This window comes from Cupriavidus alkaliphilus (assembly GCF_014191175.1).
GTDB classification, from domain to species: Bacteria; Pseudomonadota; Gammaproteobacteria; order Burkholderiales; family Burkholderiaceae; genus Cupriavidus; species Cupriavidus alkaliphilus.
Window position 1 is genome coordinate 107,539 of the sequence record NZ_JACHWE010000003.1, and the last position, 21,877, is coordinate 129,415.

A 21,877-nucleotide genomic window follows, 5' to 3' on the forward strand; every position below is an offset into this window, starting at 1 on the left:
ACGCGTCCTGAACCCATCGCCACGAGACCGCCAGCCATGCTGCATATCTCTTCGCATTTCGATTCCGGCGCCATCGAGGTCGAGGCGCTCGACCGCGCCGACGATATCCGCCTGCGCATCCGTGCCGATTCGCATGCCGACTTCCGCCAGTGGTTCCATTTCCGTTTGCAGGGCGCTGCCGGGCAGGCCTGCCGCATGCATTTCCTGAACGCGGGCGATTGCACCTATCCGGACGGCTGGCGCGACTACCGCGCGGTGGCGTCGTACGACCGCGCCAACTGGTTCCGCGTGCCGACGCGTTTCGACGGCCAGGTGATGACCGTGGAGGTCACGCCCGAGCACGACAGCATCTGGTTCGCGTATTTCGAGCCGTATCCGGACGAGCGCCACCTGTCGTTGCTGGCAGGCTGCCAGCGCTCGCCGCTGGCGCGGCTGTCGCACCTGGGCAGCACCGTCGACGGGCGCGACATGACGCGCGTCACCATCGGCGAGTCCGGTCCCGGCAAGTCCACCATCTGGATGATCGCGCGCCAGCACCCGGGCGAGAGCATGGCCGAGTGGTTTGTCGAGGGCGTGCTGCAGCGGCTGACCGGCACCGGCGTGTGGGCGGGCGACCCGGTCGCGCGCAAGCTGCTCGAGCGCGCGGTGTTCCATATCGTGCCGAACATGAACCCGGACGGCTCGGCGCGCGGCAACCTGCGCACCAACGCCGCGGGCGCCAACCTGAACCGCGAGTGGATGGCGCCCAGCCCCGATACCAGCCCCGAGGTCTACCATGTGCGCCGCGCGATCGAGGCCAGCGGCTGCGACATGTTCTTCGATATCCATGGCGACGAGGGCCTGCCGTACAACTTCGTCGCCGGCAGCGAGATGCTGCCCGGCTTCACCGAAGCGCGCCGGCGCGAGCAGCAGCGCTTTATCGAGGCCTTCAAGCGGGCCTCGCCGGACTTCCAGGACGTGCATGGCTATGCGGCCAGCAAGTACAACGCCGACGCGCTCAAGCTGGCGTCGAAGTACATCGGCCATACCTTCGGCTGCCTGGCACTGACGCTGGAGATGCCGTTCAAGGACAACGCCGACCTGCCGGATCCGGTGGTTGGCTGGAACGGGGCGCGCAGTGCGCTGCTGGGGACGGCGATGCTGCAGGCGATATTGGATTATCTCGGCTGAGGCATCGGCACGCTGGCGGTTGTCTCCCCTCTCCCGCTTGCGGGAGAGGGGCCGGGGGAGAGGGCAGGCGCATGGCAAGCACGATGACGCCTCACTTCGTGGAAGCACCGGCCCTCTCCCCCGCCCCTCTCCCATAAATGGGAGAGGGGAGACAACCAACGCCCGCATGGGGCGTCCCGGGACCTATTGCTTCTTCTTGCTCTTGCTGCTCGCCTTGGCCGAGCCCGACGTGGGTTTGGCCGACGTCGACTTGGCAGAGCTCGACTTCACCGACTTCGATGCCGAAGCCTTGCCAGACTTCGAAGCCGTGCTCTTGCCCTTGGCCGCCTTGCGGCTCTTGCTGGCCGACGTGCGCGTGGCGGTGGGTACCGCCGGCGCGGCGGCGGGCTCGCTGATGGTGGCGCCGCTGCTGTCGAGCAGCTCGTACGCCAGCATCATGCCGTCGTCATAGCCGCAGCGCACCTTCACCGGCTGCCAGTCGTCGCTGCCCTTGCGCTTGTGCGCGGTGGCGGCGAAGGTGACCACCGAGCTGACCGGAACCGCCTGCTTGCCCGGCGAGAAACGCCCGCTCCAGGGCTCGGTGGTGGCTTGCCCCGCGGCGAGCGCGCCGGTGGGGATCTTCAGCGCATCGTAGGTGGCCGAGCGCGGCACCACCCAGCTGGCGTGCGCGGCGCAGTCGGCCACGTCGCTGCTGGCGTTCTCGGTCTTCATCAGCTGTTCGCGCATGCGCGCGCGGTACTCGGACAGGCTGACGCGGCCGCGGTCGGGCAGGTTGATGGTCTTGGTGGGAGGCGAAGCGGAAGCTGCCGGGGCGGGGAGAGCGGCGGGGCGGGCTGGTACCGGGGTGGGTGCGGTGGCGGGAGCCGGCGCCGGGCTGGCGGCGGTGCCGGCGGCCTCGTCCGGCAGGTTGGCGCAGCCTGCCAGCGCGATCGCACCGGCTACGGCGGCGGCCACCATGCGCAGCCGGCTGCCGAGCATTGCGGAGATTCGTCGGATCACGGTGTTAGCGTTGTGAGCGTGTGTGCTTGCCCGGGATTGCCTGCCGGCGCCAGGGGCCCGGCAGCCAGGATGGGTTCGCAAAGGATTGCCATGATAGAGGAAACCCATCTGCCAAAGTTCCTAAATCTTGTTACCCATTCTTCTAAAGTCAGGCCGACACGCTATCGCCCGCGCGAAGTGATCCCGGCGCGGGCTCGCATTTTCCGAAGCGCACCCCGGCGGCGCGGCCGGACCGGGGAGCGCAGCGGTTTCAGGCCACGCGCGACGGCATCGCGCGCGTAAAGCGCAGCAGTTCGTCGAGCAGGCTGTTCAGGTCGTGCCGCAGCTTGGCAAAGCCGGCGGTATGCGTGAGGCCGGTCTCGTCCATGTAGAGCTTGCGGTTGACCTCCAGCTGCAGGCTGTGGCGGCCGGCCTGCGGCTGTCCGACCACGCGCACGATCTCGACGCCCTTGTACGGGTGGTTGCGCCAGACTTCGTAGCCCATCTCCTTGAGCACGCCCTCGACCCGGTCGGTGAAGCGCTTGTCGCAGGTGGTGCCGTCGCGGTCGCCGACGACGAAATCCGGATGCTCCAGGCCGGGGAATTCGGTCGCGAACGGCGCGGCGTGGCTGGGCATCGAGTGGCAGTTGATATGCCAGGCGCTGCCATGGCTGGCGACGGCGCGCTCGGCCAGCTTCTGCAGCTGCGCGTAGTAGGGCAGGTAGCAGCGCTCGATGCGCGCCTGCACCTCGGCCACGCTCAGCCTGCGGTCGTAGATGGCTTCGCCGGTGTCCAGCACGCGCCAGACCAGGCCCTTGCCCAGCCGGGTCTTGGAGGTTTCCTGCTTCGCGCCGGGCCAGGGCGCGTCGAGCAGCGCTTCGTCGATTTCTTCTAACGCGCGGTTGGCGTCGAGGTAGCTGCGCGGAAAGCCCGCGCACAGCAGCGGGATGCCGCGCGCCGGGGCCCCGGCGTAGAGCTCGTCGACGAAGGTGTCCTCGGCCTGGCGCAGCAGCGGCAGCGGCAGTGCGGGATCGGGGCGGAAGTCCGTCGGGTACGTGGTCGCGCTGTGCGGCGAGTCCAGGAACAGCGCCGCGGGCTCGCCCTCGGGCTGGTACAGGCAGAACGGACTGTCCGCGATGGTTCGGTCGGTGTCGGTCATGGTGTGCGTTGCGTTCAGTCGAGCGAGATCTTGGCGGCGGCGGCCACGCGCTTGTTCTTGGCCACTTCGGTCTTGATCTGGGCGGCAAAGTGCGCCGGGGTGTCGCCCACCGGCGTGGCGCCGAGCTTCTCCAGCTTGGCCTTGACCTCCGGCAGCGCCAGCACCTTGACCGCGGCGGCATGCAGCTTGTTCTGCAGGTCGGCCGGCAGGTTGGCCGGCGCGATCAGGCCGAACCAGGCGGCGTCGTTGACTTCGCCCAGGCCGAGCTCGGCAAAGGTCGGCACATTGGGCAGCGCGGCCACGCGCTTGGGCGCCGCCACGGCGAGCGCGCGCAGCTTGCCTCCCTCGATGAACGGCAGCGACGACGGCAGGTTGTCGAACAGCACCTGCACCTGGCCGGCCAGGGCGTCGTTCAGTGCCGGACCCACGCCCTTGTACGGCACGTGCAGCAGTTCGGTCTTGCTGCTCATCTTGAACAGCTCACCCATCATGTGCGAGACGCTGCCGTTGCCGGCCGAGCCATAGGCCAGCTTGCCCGGCTGCGTCTGCGCCAGCGCGATAAAGGCCTTCATGTCGGTGGCCTTGACCGACGGGTGGATGCTCATCACGTTCGGCACCGAGGCCAGGTTGGTGATGGGGGTGAAGTCCTTGGTGGCATCGTAGGACAGGCGCGGGTACACCGCCGGGTTGATGCCATGGGTCGAGGCCGTGGCGATGCCCAGCGTGTAGCCGTCCGGTGCGGCCTTGGACAGGAAGGTGGTGCCGATGCTGCCGCCGGCGCCGCCGCGGTTGTCGACCACCACGGCCTGGCCTAGCTGCTGGCCGAGCTTGTCGGCGACGATGCGCGCGACGATGTCGGTGGTGCCGCCGGCGGGGAACGGCACCACCAGCGTGATCGGCTTGGTGGGGTAGCCGGACTGGGCGGCGGCACTGAACGACAGGCCGGTGGCGAGGGCGGCCGAGGCGGCGGCGAGGACGCGGAGAAGGTGGCGACGTTGCATGATCTTGGTGGCGAAAGGTATCAAGGAAGAGACAAAGGCGTTTTCACGATTCTGCTCGTGCAAGCGGGACCCTCGCAAACGAAATAAAATCCCTAGCTCATTCCATTTGGTCGTGAAGTAGAGGTGATTTATGCGACGCCTATGTCCGTCGCTGACCGAGTTGCACGCCTTCGAGGCGGCGGCGCGCCACAACAGCTTTACCGTAGCCGCCCGCGAGCTGCATGTCACGCAGGGCGCGGTCAGCAAGCAGGTGCGCAGCCTCGAGGCCTACCTCGGCGTCGAGCTGTTCCAGCGGGTGCGCCAGCGGCTGGTGCTGACTCCCGCGGGCGAGCGCTACCTCGAGCGCATCGCGCCCAGCCTGAACGAGCTGGAAGCCGCCACGGTGGAATTGATGGCGGGGCAGGGGCGGGGCGGCGTGCTGCATATCGCCAGCATGCCGACGCTGGGCGCCAAGTGGCTGATCCCGCGCCTGCCGCAGTTCTTCGCGCGGCATCCGGAGGTGACGCTGGAGTTCGTGCCGCATGCGCAGGGCTACGATTTTTCCGAACCCGACCTCGATGCCGCGATCCGCTTTGGCGATGGCGTCTGGCCCGGCAGCCTGGCCGACTACATGACCGGCCGCGAGGTCCTGCCGGTATGCCGGCCGGGCCTGCTGGCGTCCGAGCCCGACGGCGTCGCGCCGACCCCGGCGGCGTTGCTGCGCTATCCGCTGCTGCACCACACCACCGTCCCGGAGGCCTGGCCCGACTGGTTCGCCACGCTGGGGCTGCCCACGCGCGACGCCTGGAGCGGCGCGCGCTTCGACCAGTTTTCGCTGCTGACGCAGGCGGCGCTGTCGGGACTGGGCATCGCGCTGATCCCGCGCTGCCTGATCGAACAAGAGCTGGCCACCGGCGCGCTGGTGGTGGCGCATCCGGCGCAGGTGCTGGCCAAGAAGGGCTATTACCTGTGCTATCCGGAGCAGAAGCAGCACCTGCCGGCGCTGCGCACGTTCAGGGCGTGGGTGATGGAGGGAGCGGACCTGGCGCGGCCCGGGTGAGCCGGACGGACTGAGGCGGCCGATGAGGCTGGCACGCCGGCGGTTTGCTCCCCTCTCCCGCGCGCGGGAGAGGGGCCGGGGGAGAGGGCAGGCGCGTGCAAGACTGACACGCCTGACTTCGTGGACGCTCAGGCCCTCTCCCCACCCCTCTCCCGCAAGCGGGCGAGAGGAGCCGGGTTCGCGCGGCGACGGCTGCGGCGCGCGTTTCGAGTCTTACTTCGACAGCACCTTCATCGCCTGCTCCAGCCCCGCCAGCGTGACCGGGAACATCCGTCCCTTCATCAGCTGGTTGATCACCGTGATCGACTGCCGGTACTGCCACAGCCCTTCGGGCTCCGGGTTGAGCCAGACGAAGTGCGGAAACTGCTCGGTCATCCGGTTCAGCCATACCGCGCCGGCCTCGGCGTTGTTGTACTCGACCGACCCGCCCGGCTGCAGGATCTCGTACGGGCTCATGGTGGCGTCGCCGACGAAGATGATCTTGTAGTCGGGCGTGTACTTGTGCAGCAGGTCCCACGTTGCCAGCTTCTCGGCGTGGCGGCGGCGGTTGTTCTTCCACACGTAGTCGTACAGGCAGTTGTGGAAGTAGTAGTACTCGAGGTGCTTGAACTCGGTCTTGGTGGCCGAGAACAGTTCCTCGACGCGCTTGATGTGGTCGTCCATCGAGCCGCCCACGTCCATCAGCATCAGCACCTTGACCTTGTTGTGGCGCTCGGGCCGCAGCTTGATGTCGAGCAGGCCGGCGTTGGCCGCGGTGGAGTGGATGGTGTCGTCGAGGTCCAGCTCGGTGTCGGCGCCTTCGCGGGCGAAGCGGCGCAGCCGGCGCAGCGCGACCTTGATGTTGCGCGTGCCCAGTTCGACCTGGTCGTCATAGTCCTTGTAGGCGCGCGCCTCCCACACCTTGATCGCGGTGCGGTTGCCCTTGGACGGGCCGCCGATGCGGATGCCCTCGGGGTTGTAGCCGCCATGGCCGAACGGCGAGGTGCCGCCGGTGCCGATCCACTTGTTGCCGCCCTCGTGCTTTTCCTTCTGTTCCTCGAGCAGTTGCTTCAAGCGCTCCATCAGCTTGTCGAGGCCGCCCATGGCCTCGATCTTGGCTTTTTCCTCGGCCGACAGCTCGCGCTCCAGCGTCTTCTGCAGCCAGTCGAGCGGAATGTCGGACTTCCAGTCGACCAGGCTCTCCACGCCCTTGAAGTAGGCGGCAAAAGTCTGGTCGAACTTGTCGAAGTGCTTCTCGTCCTTCACCAGCGTCATGCGCGACAGGTAGTAGAACTCGTCGATGGAAGGCGTGATGACCTGCGCCTTGAGCGCTTCCAGCATGGTCAGGTATTCCTTGACCGACACCGGCAGCTTGGCGTGGCGCAGCGAGAAGAAGAAATCGATCAGCATGGTGCCTCGCTTTCAGTCGGCGCGGCGCGTCAGCGCGGGCGCTCGAGCTGGAATTGCAGGTGTTGCCGCACCGCCGGCCATTCGCTGGCGATGATCGAGAACACCACGGTGTCGCGCAGCGTGCCGTCCGGCATGCGCATGTGGTTGCGCAGCACGCCGTCCTGCCTGGCGCCCAGGCGGGCGATGGCGGCGCGGCTTTGCTGGTTCATCCAGTGCGTGCGGAACTCCACCGCAATGCAGTCGAGATGGTCGAAGGCATGGCCCAGCAGCATCAGCTTGCACTCGGTGTTCAGCGGCGTGCGCTGGACCCGGCGCGCATACCAGGTCGAGCCGATTTCCACACGCCGGTTGGCCGCGTCGATGTTCATGTAGGTGGTCATGCCGGCCAGCTCACCGGCCGCGTCGCGCACCGCGAACGGCAGCATGGTGCCGCGTTGCTGCAGGTCCAGGCGCCGCGCGATCTCGGCCTCCATGCGCTCGGGCGCCGGCACGCTGGTGTACCAGAGCTTCCACAGCTCGCCGTCGGCGCAGGCGGCGCGCAGGCCGTCGGCGTGTTCGGGGCGCAGCGGTTCCAGCGTGGCATGCCGGCCCGCCAGGGTCACGGGGTTGGCAAAAGCGGTCGTGTCGGTCATCGGGCTTGGCCGCGCGCTCAGCGGTTGGCGCGGTTCATGAACACCAGGCGCTCGAACAGGTGCACGTCCTGCTCGTTCTTCAGCAGCGCGCCGTGCAGCGGCGGGATCGCGGCCTTCTTGTCCGGGCTCTTCAGCGCCTCGGGCGGGATGTCCTCGGCCATCAGCAGCTTGAGCCAGTCGATCAGCTCGGAGGTCGACGGCTTCTTCTTCAGGCCCGGCAGGTTGCGCATCTCGTAGAACGATTCCAGCGCTGCGGCAACCAGCTCGCGCTTGATGCCGGGGTAGTGCACGTCGACGATCTGCTGCATCGTCTCGGCATCGGGGAACTTGATGTAGTGGAAGAAGCAGCGGCGCAGGAAGGCGTCGGGCAGTTCCTTCTCGTTGTTCGAGGTGATGATCACCAGCGGACGGTGCTTTGCCTTGACCAGCTCGCGGGTCTCGTAGACATAGAACTCCATGCGGTCGAGTTCGCGCAGCAGGTCGTTGGGGAATTCGATGTCGGCCTTGTCGATCTCGTCGATCAGCAGCACCACCTGCTCGTCGGCCTCGAAGGCCTGCCACAGCACGCCCTTGACGATGTAGTTGCGGATGTCGTGGACGCGGTCGTCGCCCAGTTGCGAATCGCGCAGGCGCGACACCGCGTCGTACTCGTACAGGCCTTGCTGCGCCTTGGTGGTCGACTTGATATGCCATTGCAGCAGCGGCATGCCCAGCGCGGCGGCGACTTCCTCGGCCAGCATGGTCTTGCCGGTGCCGGGCTCGCCCTTGATCAGCAGCGGGCGCTGCAGCGTGCGCGCGGCATTGACGGCCAGCTTGAGGTCGTCGGTGGCAACGTACTGGTCGCTGCCTTCGAAGCGGACCGGCTGGGAGGAGGCTTGGGCGTTGGCGGTGTTTGACATGAGGCAACCTGAGGTGGCGGCCGCTCGGGCGAGGGCCGGGTTGGCGTGCTGGGCGCGGTCTCTTCGCGCTGTGATGCGCGCTTTCGTTATGGAAAACTGGGTCCGTGGCGGGCGCCCGCGTGCCGCTGGCGGAGCGTCCGCGAACGGTCGTGCGGATTCCCGGGATGGGCCAGTATAAAAGACCTTTGCGGTTCGTGTTGGGGCGCGCCGACAGGGTTCCGCCGGCACTGGCCGCTGGCTGGACTGGCAGGTGCCGGCTGCGGTACAATGCGGCGGTTTGACGCGCCCCCACGTCCAGTTCTCCAGTATCCGGCAGTCCGCGTTCAGAAGTCCCAGCGGCCCTTCCGGGTCGCGGCGATTGCGCGAGGTGGTTCCAGAATGGTGTTCCACACCCCGGCAAACCGACCGGAAGCGACATCTCTGGCGGGTTGCACCCCGGCCATCCGACTGGCTGCCCTGGTTGCTCCGCAGAAGCATTCTGAAACCGTCTCCGCCCGGCAGGGCAGGTCACACGGTTTAACTTCCAATCCGCAAAGACAATGAAAAAGCTCCTCACGATGGTGGTGCTGGGCGCGGCTGCAACGGCCGTGCAGGCACAGGAAGTCAAGGGCAATGGAGACGCTGCCAAGGACAAGGTTGCAATGTGCATCGGGTGCCACGGCATTCCGGGCTACCGTGCGTCCTTCCCCGAGATCTATGAAGTGCCGCTGCTGGGCGGCCAGAGCGCCAAGTACATCGAGAATGCGCTGAAGGCCTACCAGAAGGGCGAGCGCAAGCACCCCACCATGCGCAGCATTGCCGCGACGCTGACCGAGCAGGACATCGCCAACGTGGCGGCGTACTACTCGCAGCAGACCGCCGGCACGCAGAACAATTCCCTCAAGTAAGAGACCCCACATGAAGACGCTCAAGACGCTTTCGTTCGCGCTCGGCGCACTCGTGCTGGGTGCTGCCGCCATGCCGGCCTCGGCCGCCGACCTTGCCAACGGCAAGACCCTGGTCGAAAAAGGCAACTGCGTGGCCTGCCATGGCGCCGGCATGAACAAGCCGATCTCGCCCGACTACCCCAAGCTGGCCGGCCAGCATGCCGACTACCTGTATCACGCGCTGATGTCCTACCAAGTATCGGGCAATGCGCTGGTGGGCCGTTCCAACGCGATCATGGCGGGTCAGGTCAACGCCAACCCGGCGGTCACCGACAAGGATGGCAAGCCGCGCCCGTTCACCCGCAAGGAGCTGAAGGACATGGCCGCCTACATCGAGTCGCTGCCGGGCGACCTGGTGCTGAAGAAGTAACGGCGACGGCCGCGGCGCTGGCCGCCTGCACGCAAGCAAGCCGCTTCACTGGAAGCGGCTTTTTTTTCGTCCGCGGCCCGCGTTCAGGCCCGCCGCAGCCGCTGGGCCATGCCTGGCGAGATCCAGCGGCCACGGTCGCCTACCACCAGCCCATCGACGCCGGCGAGCCCGCCCGCCAGCCGGTCCCAGGCAGCCTGGCCGGCCACCATCAGCGCCGCGCCCATCCCGTTGACCGCCGCGGCGGTCGGCGCCACCAGCGTCACCCCGCGCGGTCCGGCAGACGGCAGGCCGGTGGCGGGATCGAGCACATGGTGATAGCGCCGGCCATCGGCGACAAAGCAGCGCTCGTAGTCGCCGGAGGACGCCACCACGGCATCGGACACCTGCAGCACGCCTAGCAGCCGTGCCGGCGCGAGCGGGTCGCGCACGCCGATGCGCCAGTCGCGTCCCTGCAACTTCCCCATGGCCAGCACATCGCCGCCACCGTTGACCATCGCATTGGCCAGGCCATGGCGGCGCAGCACCTGCATGCCCGCGTCCAGGATCGGCAGCTTGGCAATGCCGCCCAGGTCCAGGCGCATGCCAGCGCGGGCCAGCATGGCCTCGCCGCGGCGGGCGTCGAGCATGACCTGCCGGTAGTCCACCAGCGCTCGCTCGCGCGCCAGTTCGGCGGCGTCGGGCAAGCGGTTGCCATCCGTGCCGAAGCGCCAGCCGGCGAACGCTCCGACGGTGATATCGAAGGCGCCGCGGGATCGTGCCGAAACCGCCGCGGCGGCCTGCAGCACCGTCATCAGTTCCGGCGCCACGCGCACCGGATGGCGGCCCGCCGCGCGGTGCAGGGCGCTGACCTGGCTGTCGGGCCGGTAGCGGCTCATCAACTGCTCCAGCCGCATCATCTCTGCAAAGGCCGCGGCGATGGCCGCCTGCGCTACGCCGTGGCGGTCGCCTTGCACGACCATGTCCACGCGTGTGCCCAGCAAGCGGCGCGATGCATGCGTGACCGTGGGATCGGCCAGCGCGGGCCGCACGAACATCGCGGTGGCGAGCAGCGGCACGCTCGCGGCGCCGCGAACGATGGCGCGGCGCCTGTGGTCGATGTGGTCGATGTGGTCGATGTGGGGAATGGAAGGCTGCGTGGGCAGTAGGGCCTTGAAGCGCATGGCGAGGATGGTGTCGATCGCGAAAGCGGCAGTGGGACTTGCCGTGCCGCCCATTCTGTCCGCGGCGCTGGCCAAAAACATGCATCGCGAATGAATATTCAAGAGAACCATGACGATCATCAACCTCGATCGCGCCAACTGCTTCGACCATCTGTAGCCGGCAGCAGCAAGCCACCACAAGACAACTCAAGCAGAAAGCCGGCGGAGCTGACTCCGCCTTTGCCATGACGGTTCGAGGAACGAAGATGACCAGGCATACGCAGCATCCCCTGCCACCCCACGATGCACCGGCCGCGCCCGGACGGCGGCGCTTTATCCATACCGCGGCGCTCGCCGGCGTTGCCGGTGTGGCCGCCTGCACCGACAACGGCGGCGCGCCGGTGGCAGCCACGCCGGCCAGCGGCGCCGGTGCCCATGCCACTCCGGCGGGCAGCACCGCCGCCGGCGCGGTGCACCTGAAGCCAGGCGAGCTGGATACCTACTACGGCCTGTGGAGCGGCGGCCATGCCGGCGACATGCGCGTGTTGGGCCTGCCCTCCGGGCGCGAGCTGCACCGGATTCCGTGCTTCGTGCCGGACGCGCTGACGGGGTGGGGCATCACCAATGAATCGAAGCGCGTGATGGGCACCCGCCCCGATGGCAGCCTGCAATACACCGTCGGCGATACCCACCACGTGCACGCCTCGTATAAGGACGGCAACTACGACGGCCGCTATGCGTGGATCAACGACAAGATCAATGGCCGGCTGGCGCGCGTCCGGCTCGACTACTTCATCTGCGACAAGATCACCGAGCTGCCCAATGTGCAGGGCTTCCACGGCATCTTCCCGGACAAGCGCGATCCCGTCGACGCCAGCATCAACTACACCACGCGCGTGTTCTGCGGCGCCGAGTTCGGCGTGCCGCTGCCCAATACGCCGACCGAAGACGGCAGCAAGTACCGCTCGCTGTTCACCTGCGTCGACGCCGAGTCGATGGCGGTGCGCTGGCAGGTGCTGATCGACGGCAACTGCGACCTGGTGGCGACCTCGTACGACGGCAAGCTGGCCGCGACCAACCAGTACAACGTGGAAATGGGCGTGCGCTTCGAGGACATGATGTCGGCCGAACGCGATGCCTGCCTGTTCTTCAACATCGCCCGCATCGAGGCGGCGGTCAAGGCCGGCAAGTTCAAGACTATCGGCGACTCCAAGGTCCCGGTGGTCGACGGCACGCATGCCGCCAATCAGGATCCGGCCACGGCGCTGACCGCCTACGTGTCGGTGCCCAAGAACCCGCACGGTGTCAACGCCAGCCCCGACCAGAAGTACTTCATCTGCGCCGGCAAGCTGTCCCCCACCGGCACGGTGATCGAGCTGGCCAGGGTGCTCGACTGGTTCGACGGCAAGCTGGCCAGGCTGGACGACGCCATCGTCGCTGAAGTCGAGCTGGGCCTGGGGCCGCTGCATACCGCCTTCGACGGCCGCGGCAATGCCTACACCACGCTGTTCCTGGACAGCCAGGTGGTCAAGTGGAACATCGACGCGGCGATCCGCTTCCACCGTGGCGACAAGAGCGCCAGGTACGTGGTGGACCGGATCGACGTGCAATACCAGCCTGGGCACCTCAATGCCTCGCAATCCGAAACCGTGGCCGCCGACGGCAAGTTCCTGGCGGTGGGCTGCAAGTTCTCGAAGGACCGCTTCCTGCCGGTGGGTCCGCTGCACGCCGAGAACGAGCAGCTGATCGACATCTCCGGCGACAAGATGGTGCTGCTGGCGGACCATCCCGTGCACAGCGAACCGCACGACTTCATCATCTTCCGGCGCGAGCTGCTGCGGCCCAAGCAGGTCTACGCGCTCGACGAATTCCCGCTGGCGATCAAGGATGCGCAGGAATCGGGCGTGTTTCGCAACGGCCGCAAGGTGACGGTGAAGCTCACCTCGCAGGCGCCGGTGTTCAGCCTGCGCGAGATCAAGCTGAAACGGGGCGACGAGGTCACGCTGATCCTGACTAACCTGGACAAGATCGAGGACCTGACGCACGGCTTTGCGATCCCGAAGTACAACATCAACTTCATCGTCAATCCGCAGGAGACGGCGTCGGTGACCTTCGTTGCCGACAAGCCCGGCGTGTTCTGGTGCTATTGCACCCACTTCTGTCACGCGCTGCATCTCGAGATGCGCAGCCGCATGATCGTCGAGGCCTGAGCCGGCTTGGCGTAGCGTTGCGCGCGGCGCATCGGCCTCGCGCAGCGCTACGGCTGCTGCCTTTCCATGATGCTGGCTATCTTCAAAGGACTCGTCGCGGTCCTCGCCGCGTGGCTGCTCTCGCTTGGCCTGCTCTCGCCTGCGCATGCGGGCGCCTACGAGGCCGAGCTGCCGCCGCAGCTCGCCACCGCCCCCGACCTGTGCGCGCTGGTGCCATGCGCGCAGGTGTTGCCCGGCGCCACGCATTTTTCGTCGCGCATGGGCCAGCCGCCCTATGTCGAGGGCTATCGCACCGGCCCCGGCGGCAAGCGTGAGCTGGTCGGCTACGTCATGCTGTCCACCGATATCACCGATACGCCGGCGTACTCGGGCAAGCCGGTGGTGACGCTGATCGGCATGGATACGCAGGGCCGCTATGCCGGCATCAGGGTGCTGAAGCATTCGGAGCCGATCCTGTTGCTGGGCATTCCGGAAGCGGCGCTGCTGGATTTCAACCGGCAGTACGTCGGCAAGTCGGTCACCGACAAGATCGAAGTGGGGCAGTCGCGCCCCGACGAAGGCGTGGTCGGCGTCGATGCGATTTCGGGCGCCACGGTGACGGTGATCGCGCAGAACCAGGTGCTGACCACGGCGGGTGCGGCGGTGGCGCGGCAGGTCGGCATCCTGGCGCCAACCCAACGCGCGCCGGCTCGCTACGTTGAAAGCGGCATGCACTATAGCTGGCCGCAACTGGTAGGGATGGGCGCGGTGCAGCGCCTGCTGGTGCAGCCGGCGCAGGCCGGCATAAGCGGCGGCCTGCGGGGCGGCGGCGGGCCGTTTATCGAGTTGTGGTTCGGCGACCTCAACCATCCCGACATCGCGCGCAGCGTGCTGGGCGATGCCGGCTGGCAGGGCCTGCGCGCGCAGCTGCGGCCGGGCGAGCACGCCATCTTCGTGATCCGCACCGCGGGCACCGAGTCGTTCAAGGGTTCGGGCTTCGTGCGTGGCGGCATCTATGACCGGGTGCAGGTGCGCCAGGACGCCGACGCCTTCACCTTCCGCGACCTCGATTACCTGAACCTCTATGGCGTGGCCGCGCCGGGCGCGCCGGTGCCGACCGAGTCGGCGATCTTCGTGGTCCGTTCCCCAGCCTTTTCCGCGGCGTATCCGTGGAAGCTGTCGTTCCTCGGCAACCGGGTCGACCGCGCCACCGGCACGCGCAGCTTTGCCAGCTTCGACGCGCCGTACTGGCTGCCGGCGGCGCTGTTGCAGGGTGGCCGCCCCCATATCGACGTGCCCGAAGCACCGTGGCGCAAGGTCTGGCGCCGGCAGGCCGGCACCATCGCGCTGTTCGTGGCGCTGCTGGGCGCGGTCACGCTGGTCTACGCGCTGCGCGAGCGCCTGACACGGCGTGCCACCCACAAGAACAAGTGGCCGGTAAATGCGTTCAAGTACACGGCATGGGCCATCAGCATCGGGTTGGTGGGGTTTGGCGCGATGGCGCAGCCGTCAATCACGCAGGTGCTGACGTGGTTCCATGCGCTGCTGCTGCGCTGGGACTGGGCCTTGTTCCTGAGCGATCCCTTTATCTTCTGCTTCTGGATCTTCATCATCGTCACGGTGCTGCTGTTCGGCCGCGGGCTGTTCTGCGGCTGGCTGTGCCCGTTCGGCTCGCTGTCCGAGGCGATCTACAAGCTCGGCGGCTTCCTCGGGCTGAAACGCTGGCAGCGGCAGTTGCCGCGGCGCTGGCACGACCGGCTCAAGTGGGTCAAGTACGGCGTGTTCGTCGGGCTGCTGGCGGTCTCGGTGTTCTCGATGGCGCTGGCCGAGAAGCTGGCGGAGATCGAACCGTTCAAGACCACCTTCCTGGTCGGCATCGCGAACCGCGCGTGGCCGTACGGGCTGTTCGCGTGCGCGCTGCTGGGGCTGTCGCTGTTCATCGAGCGGCCTTACTGCAAGTACCTGTGTCCGCTCGGTGCGGCGCTGGCCATGCCAAGCACGTTCCGTTGGTTCGGGCTGCGGCGCAAGCCCGACTGCAACCGCTGCAAGGCGTGCGCGGCGGGTTGCGGCGCGCAGGCGATCGATGCCGACGGCCGCATCGACCAGCGCGAGTGCCTGCACTGCCTCGACTGCATGGTGCTCTATACCGATACCCACGGCTGCCCGCCGCTGGCACGCGAGCGCAAGCGGCGCGAGCGCGACGGGCTGCCGCTGACGCCGGTGGCTCGCAACGGGTATTTCATTCCACTGGTGCCGGTGACGGCCGCTGCGGCGCAACCGTCGGGCCCCGATCCGCGCATGCCGACCGACCCCGTGACGCCGCCCTACGCCGCCACGACGGGCGCCGCGCGCTGCTTCGCCGAGCTGTGGGACCACCTGTGGCCCTGGAGCGGGCAGGGCTGGCGCTCCGCCGCGGCGTTGCAGCTGGCGGGCGTGGCGGTCGCGCTGGCGGCAACCGTGGCGTGGGCGCTGGCGGCCAGCGGACAACTGCGCGTCGGCGCGGTGATCGGCTGGTGGCTGGGCTGGAGCCTCTACGAGGTGATGATCCGCCTGTCGGCAAAGCGCTATGTCAAGGATGGGCCATGGTGGCGCGGCCGCCATCGTCGCGCCACCGTGATGGACATGCTGAGCTATGTCGGCTTCAAGAACCTGCTGGTCGGTGCCGTGCTGTTCCTGGCGCTGAAGGCGATGGGGATGCTGTCCGCATGAAGCTGCTGTCCGGTATCCCGTTGCTATGGCTGGCCTGCGGCATCACCGGCGCGCCGGCGGCGACCTGGCGCGTGCAGCCCGGCCAGTCGCTGCAGGCGGCGATCGATGCCGCGGCTGCCGGCGACACCATCGAGATCGCGCGCGGCCACTACACCGGCAACTTTACCGTCGGCAAGCCGCTGGTGCTGCGCGGCATCGCGCGGCCCACGCTCGGCGGCGCGCTGCGCGGCGATACGCTGCGTATCGCCGCGCCCGACGTGACGGTCGAAGGACTGATCGTGCGCGACTCCGGCGACAGCCTGAAGGACCAGAACGCCGGCATCTACATCGCGCCCGGCGCGCACCGCGCCGTGGTGCGGCACTGCGAGCTGACCTACAACCTGTTCGGCCTGTGGATCGAAAAGGCCGACGAGGTCCGCGTCGAGGCCAACACCATCACCGGCAAGCGCGACTACAACTCGGCGCAGCGCGGCAACGGCGTGCAGCTCTACAACACGCGCGGCGCCCGCATCCTGAACAACCACATCAGCTTCGTGCGCGACGCGCTCTACGTCGACGTGTCGCACCATGCCGTGTTTCGGGGCAACCGGCTGCACCATAGCCGCTACGGCACCCATTACATGAACTCATACCACAACCTGTGGGAAAACAACGACAGCTACCGCAACCGCGGCGGACTGGCGCTGATGGAAGTGCGCGACCAGGCGGTGCGCAACAACCGCACCTGGGCCAATGCCGACCACGGCATCATGCTGCGCACACTGCAGGATTCGGTGATCGAAGGCAACGTGGTCGCGCACAACCAGCGCGGCTTCTTTATCTACGATGTCGAATATGCGCAGCTGCGCGGCAACCTGGTGCTCGGCAACGCCATCGGCGTGCACCTGTCGGCCGGCTCGACCCGCAACGTGGTGCAGGGCAACGACTTCATCGGCAACCGCGAGCCGGTGCGCTATGTCGGCGCGCGCGACGAGGCCTGGGGCGGACGCAATCCGGCCGAAAGGCAGCAGGGCAACTACTGGGGCAACTACCTCGGCTGGGACCGCGATGCCGATGGCGTGGGCGATCTCCCGTACCGGGCCAATGACCTGGTCGACCGGCTCAGCTGGCGCTATCCGGGCGTGGCGCTGCTGCTGGGCAGCCCGGCGCTGCAGGCGCTGCGGGTGGCCGGGCGCCAGTTTCCGGTGATCCGGGCGCCGGGGGTGGTCGACGAATATCCGCGCATGCGTCCGGCGCGCGCCAACTGGAGGCAATGGCATGAGCCGGCCGACGCCAGCCGCTGATCCGGCCATGGATGCCATCGTGCTGTCCAACGTCAGCAAGCACTTCGGCGCGCTGCGCGCCGTCGACGATGTCAGCCTTGGCGTGGGGCAGGGCGAGCTGCTCGGGCTGATCGGCCATAACGGCGCGGGCAAGAGCACGCTGTTCCGGATGATGCTGGGCCTGTTGCCGCCGACACATGGCACCTTGCGCGTGGCCGGTGCCAATGTGGGCAGCCGCGCGTTTCGCGCGGCACGCCGCGGCATTGGCTACCTGCCCGAACATCTGGTGCTCCATGACAACCTGAGCGGCCAGGAGACGCTGCGCTTCTTCGCGCGGCTGAAGGGCGTGAAGGCAGAAGCCTGCGCGCCGATGCTCGACCAGGTGGGCCTGTCTTCTGCCGCCGCGCGTCCGGTGCGCGAGTACTCGAAAGGCATGCGCCAGCGGCTGGGCTTTGCGCAGGCGCTGCTGGGCGCACCGCGCGTGCTGTTCCTCGACGAGCCGACCAATGGCCTGGACCCCGCCGCGATCCGCGACTTCTACGCCATGCTGAACGCGCTGCGCGCGAACGGGGTGACCATCGTCATCACCTCGCACATCCTGGCCGAACTGCAGCAGCGCATCGACCGCTTTGCGATCCTGTCCGCGGGCCGGCTGCAGGCCGCGGGCAGCCTCGAGGCGCTGCGCGCCCGGGCCGGCCTGCCGCTGACGCTGGTGCTGCGGGTCGAGGCGGGCGCGCGTGACGAGGCGCTGCGCCGGCTGCGCGCGCTGCCCGCGCTGGAGATCGAAGGTGCGCCGCCCGGCGCGCTGACGGTGCGCTGTGCGCCCACCGCCAAGATGGCGGTGCTGGCCGCGGTGCAGCCGCTCGCCGGGCGGCTGCTGGACCTGCAGATCCACGAGCCGTCGCTCGAGGACCTGTTTCTCGGGATGAGGGCATGAGCATGGGCGATTGGCTCGACGCGCGGCAGGTGGCCGCGCTGGCCGGCAGGGAATTCCGCGAGCGCATGCGCAACCGCTGGGTGCTGGCGGTGGCGGCGGTGTTCACGGCGCTGTCGCTGGCGATCGGCTACTTCGGCGGCGCCGAGCAGGGCGTGCTGGGCCCGCGCTCGCTGGAGTTCGTCATCACCAGTCTGGCCAGCCTGGTGATCTACCTGGTGCCGATGATCGCGCTGCTGCTCGGCTTCGACGCCGTGGTGGGCGAGCGCGAGCGCGGCTCGCTGGACCTGCTGCTGTCGCTGCCGCTGACGCGTGCCGAGCTGCTGCTGGGCAAGTACCTCGGCCTCGCCGCCGCGCTGGTGCTGGCCACGGCCGGCGGCTTTGCGCTGATGGCGCTGCTGCTGGCGCGCCAGTTCGGCTGGGCGGGCCTGTATCACTACCTCGGCTTTGTCGCCAGCGCGGTGCTGCTCGGGCTGGCGTTCCTGAGCCTGGCGCTGTGGCTGTCGGTGCTGAGCCGCGACCGCGCGCAGGCCTCGGGGCTGGCGATCGGGCTGTGGTTCTTCTTCGTGCTGGTGTTCGACCTGCTGCTGCTCGGCATGCTGGTCGCCGGCAGCGGCGCGGGCGAACAGCATGCCGCCACCGACTGGATCGCGTGGCTGCTGTTGCTCAACCCCGCCGACCTGTTTCGCATCGTCAATGCCTTTTCATTGGACCAGCTGCGCAGCGCCGGGGGCGTTACCAGCATCGTGCCGCCCGCGCTGGCCAGCCCGTGGCCGACCGGCGCGGCGCTGCTGGCGTGGATCGCCGTGCCGCTGGGCCTTGCCGCCAGGAGTTTCCGCTGATGTGTACCTCGCTGTGTACCCCGTTCTCATGGCATCGCCGCCACCTGTTGCTGACCCTTGCCGGCAGCGCCGTCCTGATCGCCGGCTGCGGCGGCAAGCCGCAAGCGCCGGCACAGCCGCAGGAGTTCGACGCCGCCACCGCATGCGCGCTGGACGGCATGCTGCTGGCCGACTACGCCGGGCCCAAGGCGCAGGTGTTCTATGCGGGTGACGCGCGACCGCACTGGTTCTGCGATACGGTGGAAATGTTCCACGCGCTGCTGCGGCCGGAACAGCTGCGACCGGTGCGCGCGGTGTTCGTGCAGGACATGGCACGCGCCGACTGGGAGCAGCCGCGCGGCCACTGGTTCGATGCCACCACCGGCATCTACGTCGCCGGCAGCCGGCGCCACGGCGCGATGGGGCCGACGCTGGCAAGTTTCCGGACGGAAAGCGATGCCGCCGCCTTTGCCGGCCGCCATGGCGGGAAACTGCTGCGCTACGCCGAGGTGACGCCGGAACTGGCCGACCTCGGCGGCGGGGCCATGCAGGACAGCCGGATGTAGCACGGCGGGCCGAGTGCCCGCCGTCCGTGCCCGCTGTCAGTTGCCGCTGCCCGACACCAGCCGGCGCTGGCGCACCGATTCGGCCAGGCCCTCGAGCACCTTGACCGAGTCGTCCCAGCCGATGCAGGCATCGGTCACGGACTGGCCATAGGTCAGCTCGTCGACCGGCTGGCCCTGGACGTGGTCCTGGCGGCCGGCCACCAGGTGCGATTCGACCATCACGCCGATGATGCGCTGGTCGCCGGCGGCAATCTGGCGGCCGATCTCGGCGCACACCGGGATCTGGTTCTCGTGCTTCTTGCTGCTGTTGGCATGCGAGGCGTCGATCATCAGGCGCGAGGCCAGGCCGGCCTTGGCGATGGCATCGCACGCTTCCTGCACGCTGGCGGCGTCGTAGTTGGGCGCCTTGCCGCCGCGCAGGATCACATGGCAGTCCTCGTTGCCCGAGGTCGACACGATCGCCGAATGGCCGCCCTTGGTCACCGACAGGAAATGGTGCGGCTGCGACGCGGCCTTGATCGCGTCGACCGCGATCTTGACGTTGCCGTCGGTGCCGTTCTTGAAGCCGACCGGGCACGACAGTCCCGACGCCAGCTCGCGGTGCACCTGCGACTCGGTGGTGCGCGCGCCGATCGCGCCCCAGCTGACCAGGTCGGCGAGGTACTGCGGGCTGATCATGTCGAGGTACTCGGTGCCGGTGGGCACGCCCATTTCGCTGATGGTCAGCAGCAGCTCGCGCGCGGTGCGCAGGCCGTCGTTGATCTTGAAGCTGCCGTCCATGTGCGGGTCGTTGATCAGGCCCTTCCAGCCCACCGTGGTGCGCGGCTTTTCGAAATACACCCGCATCACGACCTCCAGCTCGCCGGCGAAGCGCTCGCGCTGCACCTTGAGCAGCTTGGCGTATTCCAGCGCGGCGCGGGTATCGTGGATCGAGCACGGGCCGATGATGACGATCAGGCGGTCATCCATGCCGTGCAGGATGCGGTGCATGGCCTGGCGCGCGCCGTAGATCACGTCCGAAGCCTGTTCGGAGCAGCCGAACTCGCGGATCAGGTGCGCGGGCGGCAGCAGCTCCTTGAGTTCGCGGATGCGCAGGTCGTCGGTGTTCTTCAGCATGATGGCTCCAGGATTCTTGTGAGGTCGTGAGTGTGTGGGAAAACAAAGGGGTATAAAAAAACCGCCAGGGTCGCTGGCGGTTTCTTTTGTATTCGGGGCGCTGCTTACAGCCATCCCTCCCTATCCGCCAGCGGTGTGAGATCGCTAAAAAAGTAAAAGTAAAACTTAGCGGACATGGCGGAAAAAGGCGTTGGCTTGGGTCAGCTTGAAACGATTTTCTTCGCGGGCGCTGGATTTATGCTGCACTGCGTGGCAGAAAGGCAGGAAATTGCGCGCCGCTTCGATAATTTTCGTTGCGCATTGGCTGCTGCCCGCGCGACGAAGCATCTTTATAGCGCCTTTTGCCAGGGTTGGCAAGTGTCGCCGCAGCCATGCCGTGCGCTGGCGCACCAACCCGCCTTGCCTTTCGGCGATGCCTTGCGAGCCTGGTGCCGCCGCCGCTTTTCGGCTTTTCCAGGCATGGCCGATGGCTATATTGGAAGCGGGGAGCAGTCGCACGGGGAGGTGCATCATGAGCGTCGATGAAGCGAGGCTGAATGCCTTCATGGAAAAATTCGTCGGCGATATCGGCGCGGTGATGCATGCCGCGACCGTGGTCGTCGGCGATGAACTCGGCCTGTACAAGGCGCTGGCGGAAAAACCGATGACCGTTGCCATGCTGGCGGCCAAGACCCATACCGACGAGCGCTACCTGCGCGAATGGCTGTCGGCGCAGGCGGCCAGCGGCTATGTCGACTATGACGCGGGCTCGAAGCAGTTCAGCCTGAACGAGGAACAGGCCTATGCGCTGGCGCAGGAAGGCAGCCCGGCCTTCATCCCGGGCGCGTTCCAGATTGCGGTGGCGCAGTTCCGCGCGATTCCGAAGATGATCGACATCTTCCGCAATGGCCGCGGGCTGGGCTGGCACGAGCACGACCCCGCGCTGTTCCACGGCACCGAACGCTTCTTCCGGCCCGGCTATGCGGCGCACCTGGTGTCGGAATGGATCCCGGCGCTCGACGGCATGGCGGCGCGGCTCAAGGCGGGGGCCATGGTGGCGGACGTGGGCTGCGGCCATGGCGCGTCGACCATCATCCTGGCGCAGGCGTTTCCGGCGTCGCGCTTCGTCGGCTTCGACTACCACGAGCCTTCGGTGCGCCATGCGGCCGAGGCCGCGCGCCGCGCCGGCGTGTCCGAGCGCGTGCGCTTCGAGGTGGCCAGCGCCAAGGACTACGGCGGCAAGGACTATGACCTGGTGGCGGTGTTCGACTGCCTGCACGACATGGGCGATCCCGTGGGCGCGGCGCGCCACGTGCGCGAGACCCTGCGCGCCGACGGCGCCTGGATGATCGTCGAACCGTTTGCCAACGATGCGCTGGAACAGAACCTGAACCCGGTGGGCCGGGTGTTCTATTCCGCGTCGACCTTCATCTGCACGCCGGCATCGCGTTCGCAGGAAGTGGGCCTGTGCCTGGGCGCGCAGGCGGGCGAGGCGCGCCTGCGCGCGGTCGCGGAGCAGGCGGGCTTCAGCGGCTTCCGGCGGGCGGCGCAGACGCCGTTCAATCTGGTGTATGAAGTGCGGCCGTGAGGGCTGGCCGT

At 67.8% G+C, this 21,877-nt stretch carries 20 protein-coding genes; 11 read left to right on the forward strand and 9 right to left on the reverse strand.

Annotated elements, in window-relative coordinates; translation table 11 throughout:
- Window positions 1-36: 36 nt before the first annotated feature.
- Window positions 37-1,170: a M14 family metallopeptidase gene (locus FHX60_RS11955; RefSeq protein ID WP_183283488.1), complete on the forward strand. Its 1,134-nt coding sequence runs from the start codon at window positions 37-39 to the stop codon at window positions 1,168-1,170.
- 183 nt (window positions 1,171-1,353) lie between these two features.
- Here FHX60_RS11955 and FHX60_RS11960 read toward each other — a convergent pair whose 3' ends face one another.
- The 3 genes from FHX60_RS11960 to FHX60_RS11970 all read right to left on the reverse strand — a co-directional run bounded on the left by FHX60_RS11960 (window position 1,354) and on the right by FHX60_RS11970 (window position 4,308).
- A complete protein-coding gene (locus FHX60_RS11960) occupies window positions 1,354-2,169 on the reverse strand; it encodes a BspC domain-containing protein (RefSeq protein ID WP_368013935.1) in 816 nt (271 codons plus the stop codon).
- Between the two features lie 250 nt (window positions 2,170-2,419).
- Window positions 2,420-3,307, reverse strand: a complete 888-nt coding sequence (locus tag FHX60_RS11965) for an N-formylglutamate amidohydrolase (RefSeq protein WP_116601736.1) — start codon at window positions 3,305-3,307, stop codon at window positions 2,420-2,422.
- Between the two features lie 14 nt (window positions 3,308-3,321).
- A complete protein-coding gene (locus FHX60_RS11970) occupies window positions 3,322-4,308 on the reverse strand; it encodes a tripartite tricarboxylate transporter substrate binding protein BugE (RefSeq protein ID WP_112775478.1) in 987 nt (328 codons plus the stop codon).
- Between the two features lie 130 nt (window positions 4,309-4,438).
- On the opposite strand from FHX60_RS11970, the gene FHX60_RS11975 reads away from it, so the two are divergent.
- A complete protein-coding gene (locus FHX60_RS11975) occupies window positions 4,439-5,347 on the forward strand; it encodes a LysR substrate-binding domain-containing protein (RefSeq protein WP_092313960.1) in 909 nt (302 codons plus the stop codon).
- 213 nt (window positions 5,348-5,560) lie between these two features.
- Here the strand turns inward: FHX60_RS11975 and FHX60_RS11980 are convergent, their stop codons facing one another.
- The 3 genes from FHX60_RS11980 to FHX60_RS11990 are packed head-to-tail and all read right to left on the reverse strand — an operon-like array spanning window position 5,561 to window position 8,267.
- Window positions 5,561-6,736, reverse strand: coding sequence for a vWA domain-containing protein (locus tag FHX60_RS11980; protein ID WP_092313958.1), 1,176 nt, complete (start codon window positions 6,734-6,736; stop codon window positions 5,561-5,563).
- A gap of 29 nt (window positions 6,737-6,765) precedes the next feature.
- Window positions 6,766-7,368, reverse strand: coding sequence for a GNAT family N-acetyltransferase (locus FHX60_RS11985; protein ID WP_112775325.1), 603 nt, complete (start codon window positions 7,366-7,368; stop codon window positions 6,766-6,768).
- 17 nt (window positions 7,369-7,385) lie between these two features.
- Window positions 7,386-8,267, reverse strand: a complete 882-nt coding sequence (locus FHX60_RS11990; RefSeq protein ID WP_062797882.1) for an AAA family ATPase — start codon at window positions 8,265-8,267, stop codon at window positions 7,386-7,388.
- A 539-nt stretch (window positions 8,268-8,806) separates the two neighbouring features.
- On the opposite strand from FHX60_RS11990, the gene FHX60_RS11995 reads away from it, so the two are divergent.
- Together FHX60_RS11995 and FHX60_RS12000 are read left to right on the forward strand one after the other, a co-directional pair.
- On the forward strand, window positions 8,807-9,154 hold the full coding sequence (locus FHX60_RS11995; RefSeq protein WP_018005502.1) for a c-type cytochrome: 348 nt from the start codon (window positions 8,807-8,809) through the stop codon (window positions 9,152-9,154).
- A gap of 10 nt (window positions 9,155-9,164) precedes the next feature.
- Window positions 9,165-9,563, forward strand: a complete 399-nt coding sequence (locus FHX60_RS12000) for a c-type cytochrome (protein WP_012352395.1) — start codon at window positions 9,165-9,167, stop codon at window positions 9,561-9,563.
- Between the two features lie 83 nt (window positions 9,564-9,646).
- Here FHX60_RS12000 and FHX60_RS12005 read toward each other — a convergent pair whose 3' ends face one another.
- Window positions 9,647-10,597, reverse strand: a complete 951-nt coding sequence (locus tag FHX60_RS12005) for an FAD:protein FMN transferase (protein ID WP_375790540.1) — start codon at window positions 10,595-10,597, stop codon at window positions 9,647-9,649.
- Window positions 10,598-10,968: 371 nt separating this feature from the next.
- On the opposite strand from FHX60_RS12005, the gene nosZ reads away from it, so the two are divergent.
- The 6 genes from nosZ to FHX60_RS12035 all read left to right on the forward strand — a co-directional run bounded on the left by nosZ (window position 10,969) and on the right by FHX60_RS12035 (window position 19,183).
- Complete coding sequence (gene nosZ / locus FHX60_RS12010) at window positions 10,969-12,912, forward strand: TAT-dependent nitrous-oxide reductase (protein WP_183283489.1); 1,944 nt, start codon at window positions 10,969-10,971, stop codon at window positions 12,910-12,912.
- Between the two features lie 69 nt (window positions 12,913-12,981).
- Complete coding sequence (locus FHX60_RS12015) at window positions 12,982-15,600, forward strand: 4Fe-4S binding protein (protein ID WP_183283791.1); 2,619 nt, start codon at window positions 12,982-12,984, stop codon at window positions 15,598-15,600.
- Window positions 15,597-16,883 carry a nitrous oxide reductase family maturation protein NosD gene (locus tag FHX60_RS12020; RefSeq protein WP_183283490.1) on the forward strand — a complete coding sequence of 429 codons (1,287 nt, stop codon included), beginning with the start codon at window positions 15,597-15,599 and terminating at the stop codon, window positions 16,881-16,883. The genes FHX60_RS12015 and FHX60_RS12020 overlap by 4 nt, the downstream gene beginning before the upstream one ends.
- Window positions 16,858-17,799, forward strand: a complete 942-nt coding sequence (locus tag FHX60_RS12025; RefSeq protein ID WP_183283491.1) for an ABC transporter ATP-binding protein — start codon at window positions 16,858-16,860, stop codon at window positions 17,797-17,799. Before FHX60_RS12020 ends, FHX60_RS12025 begins: the two co-directional genes overlap by 26 nt.
- 2 nt (window positions 17,800-17,801) lie before the next feature.
- Window positions 17,802-18,638: an ABC transporter permease gene (locus FHX60_RS12030; RefSeq protein WP_183283792.1), complete on the forward strand. Its 837-nt coding sequence runs from the start codon at window positions 17,802-17,804 to the stop codon at window positions 18,636-18,638.
- Entirely contained in the window at window positions 18,638-19,183 is a 546-nt protein-coding gene (locus FHX60_RS12035) for a nitrous oxide reductase accessory protein NosL (protein ID WP_183283492.1), read from the forward strand. Before FHX60_RS12030 ends, FHX60_RS12035 begins: the two co-directional genes overlap by 1 nt.
- Window positions 19,184-19,219: 36 nt before the next feature.
- Here the strand turns inward: FHX60_RS12035 and aroG are convergent, their stop codons facing one another.
- Window positions 19,220-20,299: a 3-deoxy-7-phosphoheptulonate synthase AroG gene (gene aroG, locus FHX60_RS12040; RefSeq protein ID WP_112775331.1), complete on the reverse strand. Its 1,080-nt coding sequence runs from the start codon at window positions 20,297-20,299 to the stop codon at window positions 19,220-19,222.
- Between the two features lie 165 nt (window positions 20,300-20,464).
- Window positions 20,465-20,845, reverse strand: a complete 381-nt coding sequence (locus FHX60_RS12045) for a hypothetical protein (RefSeq protein WP_183283493.1) — start codon at window positions 20,843-20,845, stop codon at window positions 20,465-20,467.
- On the opposite strand from FHX60_RS12045, the gene FHX60_RS12050 reads away from it, so the two are divergent.
- Window positions 20,811-21,866 (forward strand): class I SAM-dependent methyltransferase, encoded by a 1,056-nt coding sequence (locus FHX60_RS12050; protein WP_092313939.1) that lies wholly within the window; start codon window positions 20,811-20,813, stop codon window positions 21,864-21,866. The genes FHX60_RS12045 and FHX60_RS12050 overlap by 35 nt on opposite strands.
- Window positions 21,867-21,877 lie beyond the last annotated feature (11 nt).

Coding starts and splice junctions, on each gene's coding strand:
- FHX60_RS11955 (WP_183283488.1), top strand. CDS start 37: ATGCTGCATATCTCTTCGCATTTCGATTCCGGCGCCATCGAGGTCGAG.
- FHX60_RS11965 (WP_116601736.1), bottom strand. CDS start 3,307: ATGACCGACACCGACCGAACCATCGCGGACAGTCCGTTCTGCCTGTAC.
- FHX60_RS11970 (WP_112775478.1), bottom strand. CDS start 4,308: ATGCAACGTCGCCACCTTCTCCGCGTCCTCGCCGCCGCCTCGGCCGCC.
- FHX60_RS11975 (WP_092313960.1), top strand. CDS start 4,439: ATGCGACGCCTATGTCCGTCGCTGACCGAGTTGCACGCCTTCGAGGCG.
- FHX60_RS11980 (WP_092313958.1), bottom strand. CDS start 6,736: ATGCTGATCGATTTCTTCTTCTCGCTGCGCCACGCCAAGCTGCCGGTG.
- FHX60_RS11985 (WP_112775325.1), bottom strand. CDS start 7,368: ATGACCGACACGACCGCTTTTGCCAACCCCGTGACCCTGGCGGGCCGG.
- FHX60_RS11990 (WP_062797882.1), bottom strand. CDS start 8,267: ATGTCAAACACCGCCAACGCCCAAGCCTCCTCCCAGCCGGTCCGCTTC.
- FHX60_RS11995 (WP_018005502.1), top strand. CDS start 8,807: ATGAAAAAGCTCCTCACGATGGTGGTGCTGGGCGCGGCTGCAACGGCC.
- FHX60_RS12000 (WP_012352395.1), top strand. CDS start 9,165: ATGAAGACGCTCAAGACGCTTTCGTTCGCGCTCGGCGCACTCGTGCTG.
- FHX60_RS12005 (WP_375790540.1), bottom strand. CDS start 10,597: ATGTTCGTGCGGCCCGCGCTGGCCGATCCCACGGTCACGCATGCATCG.
- nosZ (WP_183283489.1), top strand. CDS start 10,969: ATGACCAGGCATACGCAGCATCCCCTGCCACCCCACGATGCACCGGCC.
- FHX60_RS12015 (WP_183283791.1), top strand. CDS start 12,982: ATGCTGGCTATCTTCAAAGGACTCGTCGCGGTCCTCGCCGCGTGGCTG.
- FHX60_RS12020 (WP_183283490.1), top strand. CDS start 15,597: ATGAAGCTGCTGTCCGGTATCCCGTTGCTATGGCTGGCCTGCGGCATC.
- FHX60_RS12025 (WP_183283491.1), top strand. CDS start 16,858: ATGAGCCGGCCGACGCCAGCCGCTGATCCGGCCATGGATGCCATCGTG.
- FHX60_RS12030 (WP_183283792.1), top strand. CDS start 17,802: ATGGGCGATTGGCTCGACGCGCGGCAGGTGGCCGCGCTGGCCGGCAGG.
- FHX60_RS12035 (WP_183283492.1), top strand. CDS start 18,638: ATGTGTACCTCGCTGTGTACCCCGTTCTCATGGCATCGCCGCCACCTG.
- aroG (WP_112775331.1), bottom strand. CDS start 20,299: ATGCTGAAGAACACCGACGACCTGCGCATCCGCGAACTCAAGGAGCTG.
- FHX60_RS12050 (WP_092313939.1), top strand. CDS start 20,811: ATGAGCGTCGATGAAGCGAGGCTGAATGCCTTCATGGAAAAATTCGTC.
- FHX60_RS12045 (WP_183283493.1), bottom strand. CDS start 20,845: ATGAAGGCATTCAGCCTCGCTTCATCGACGCTCATGATGCACCTCCCC.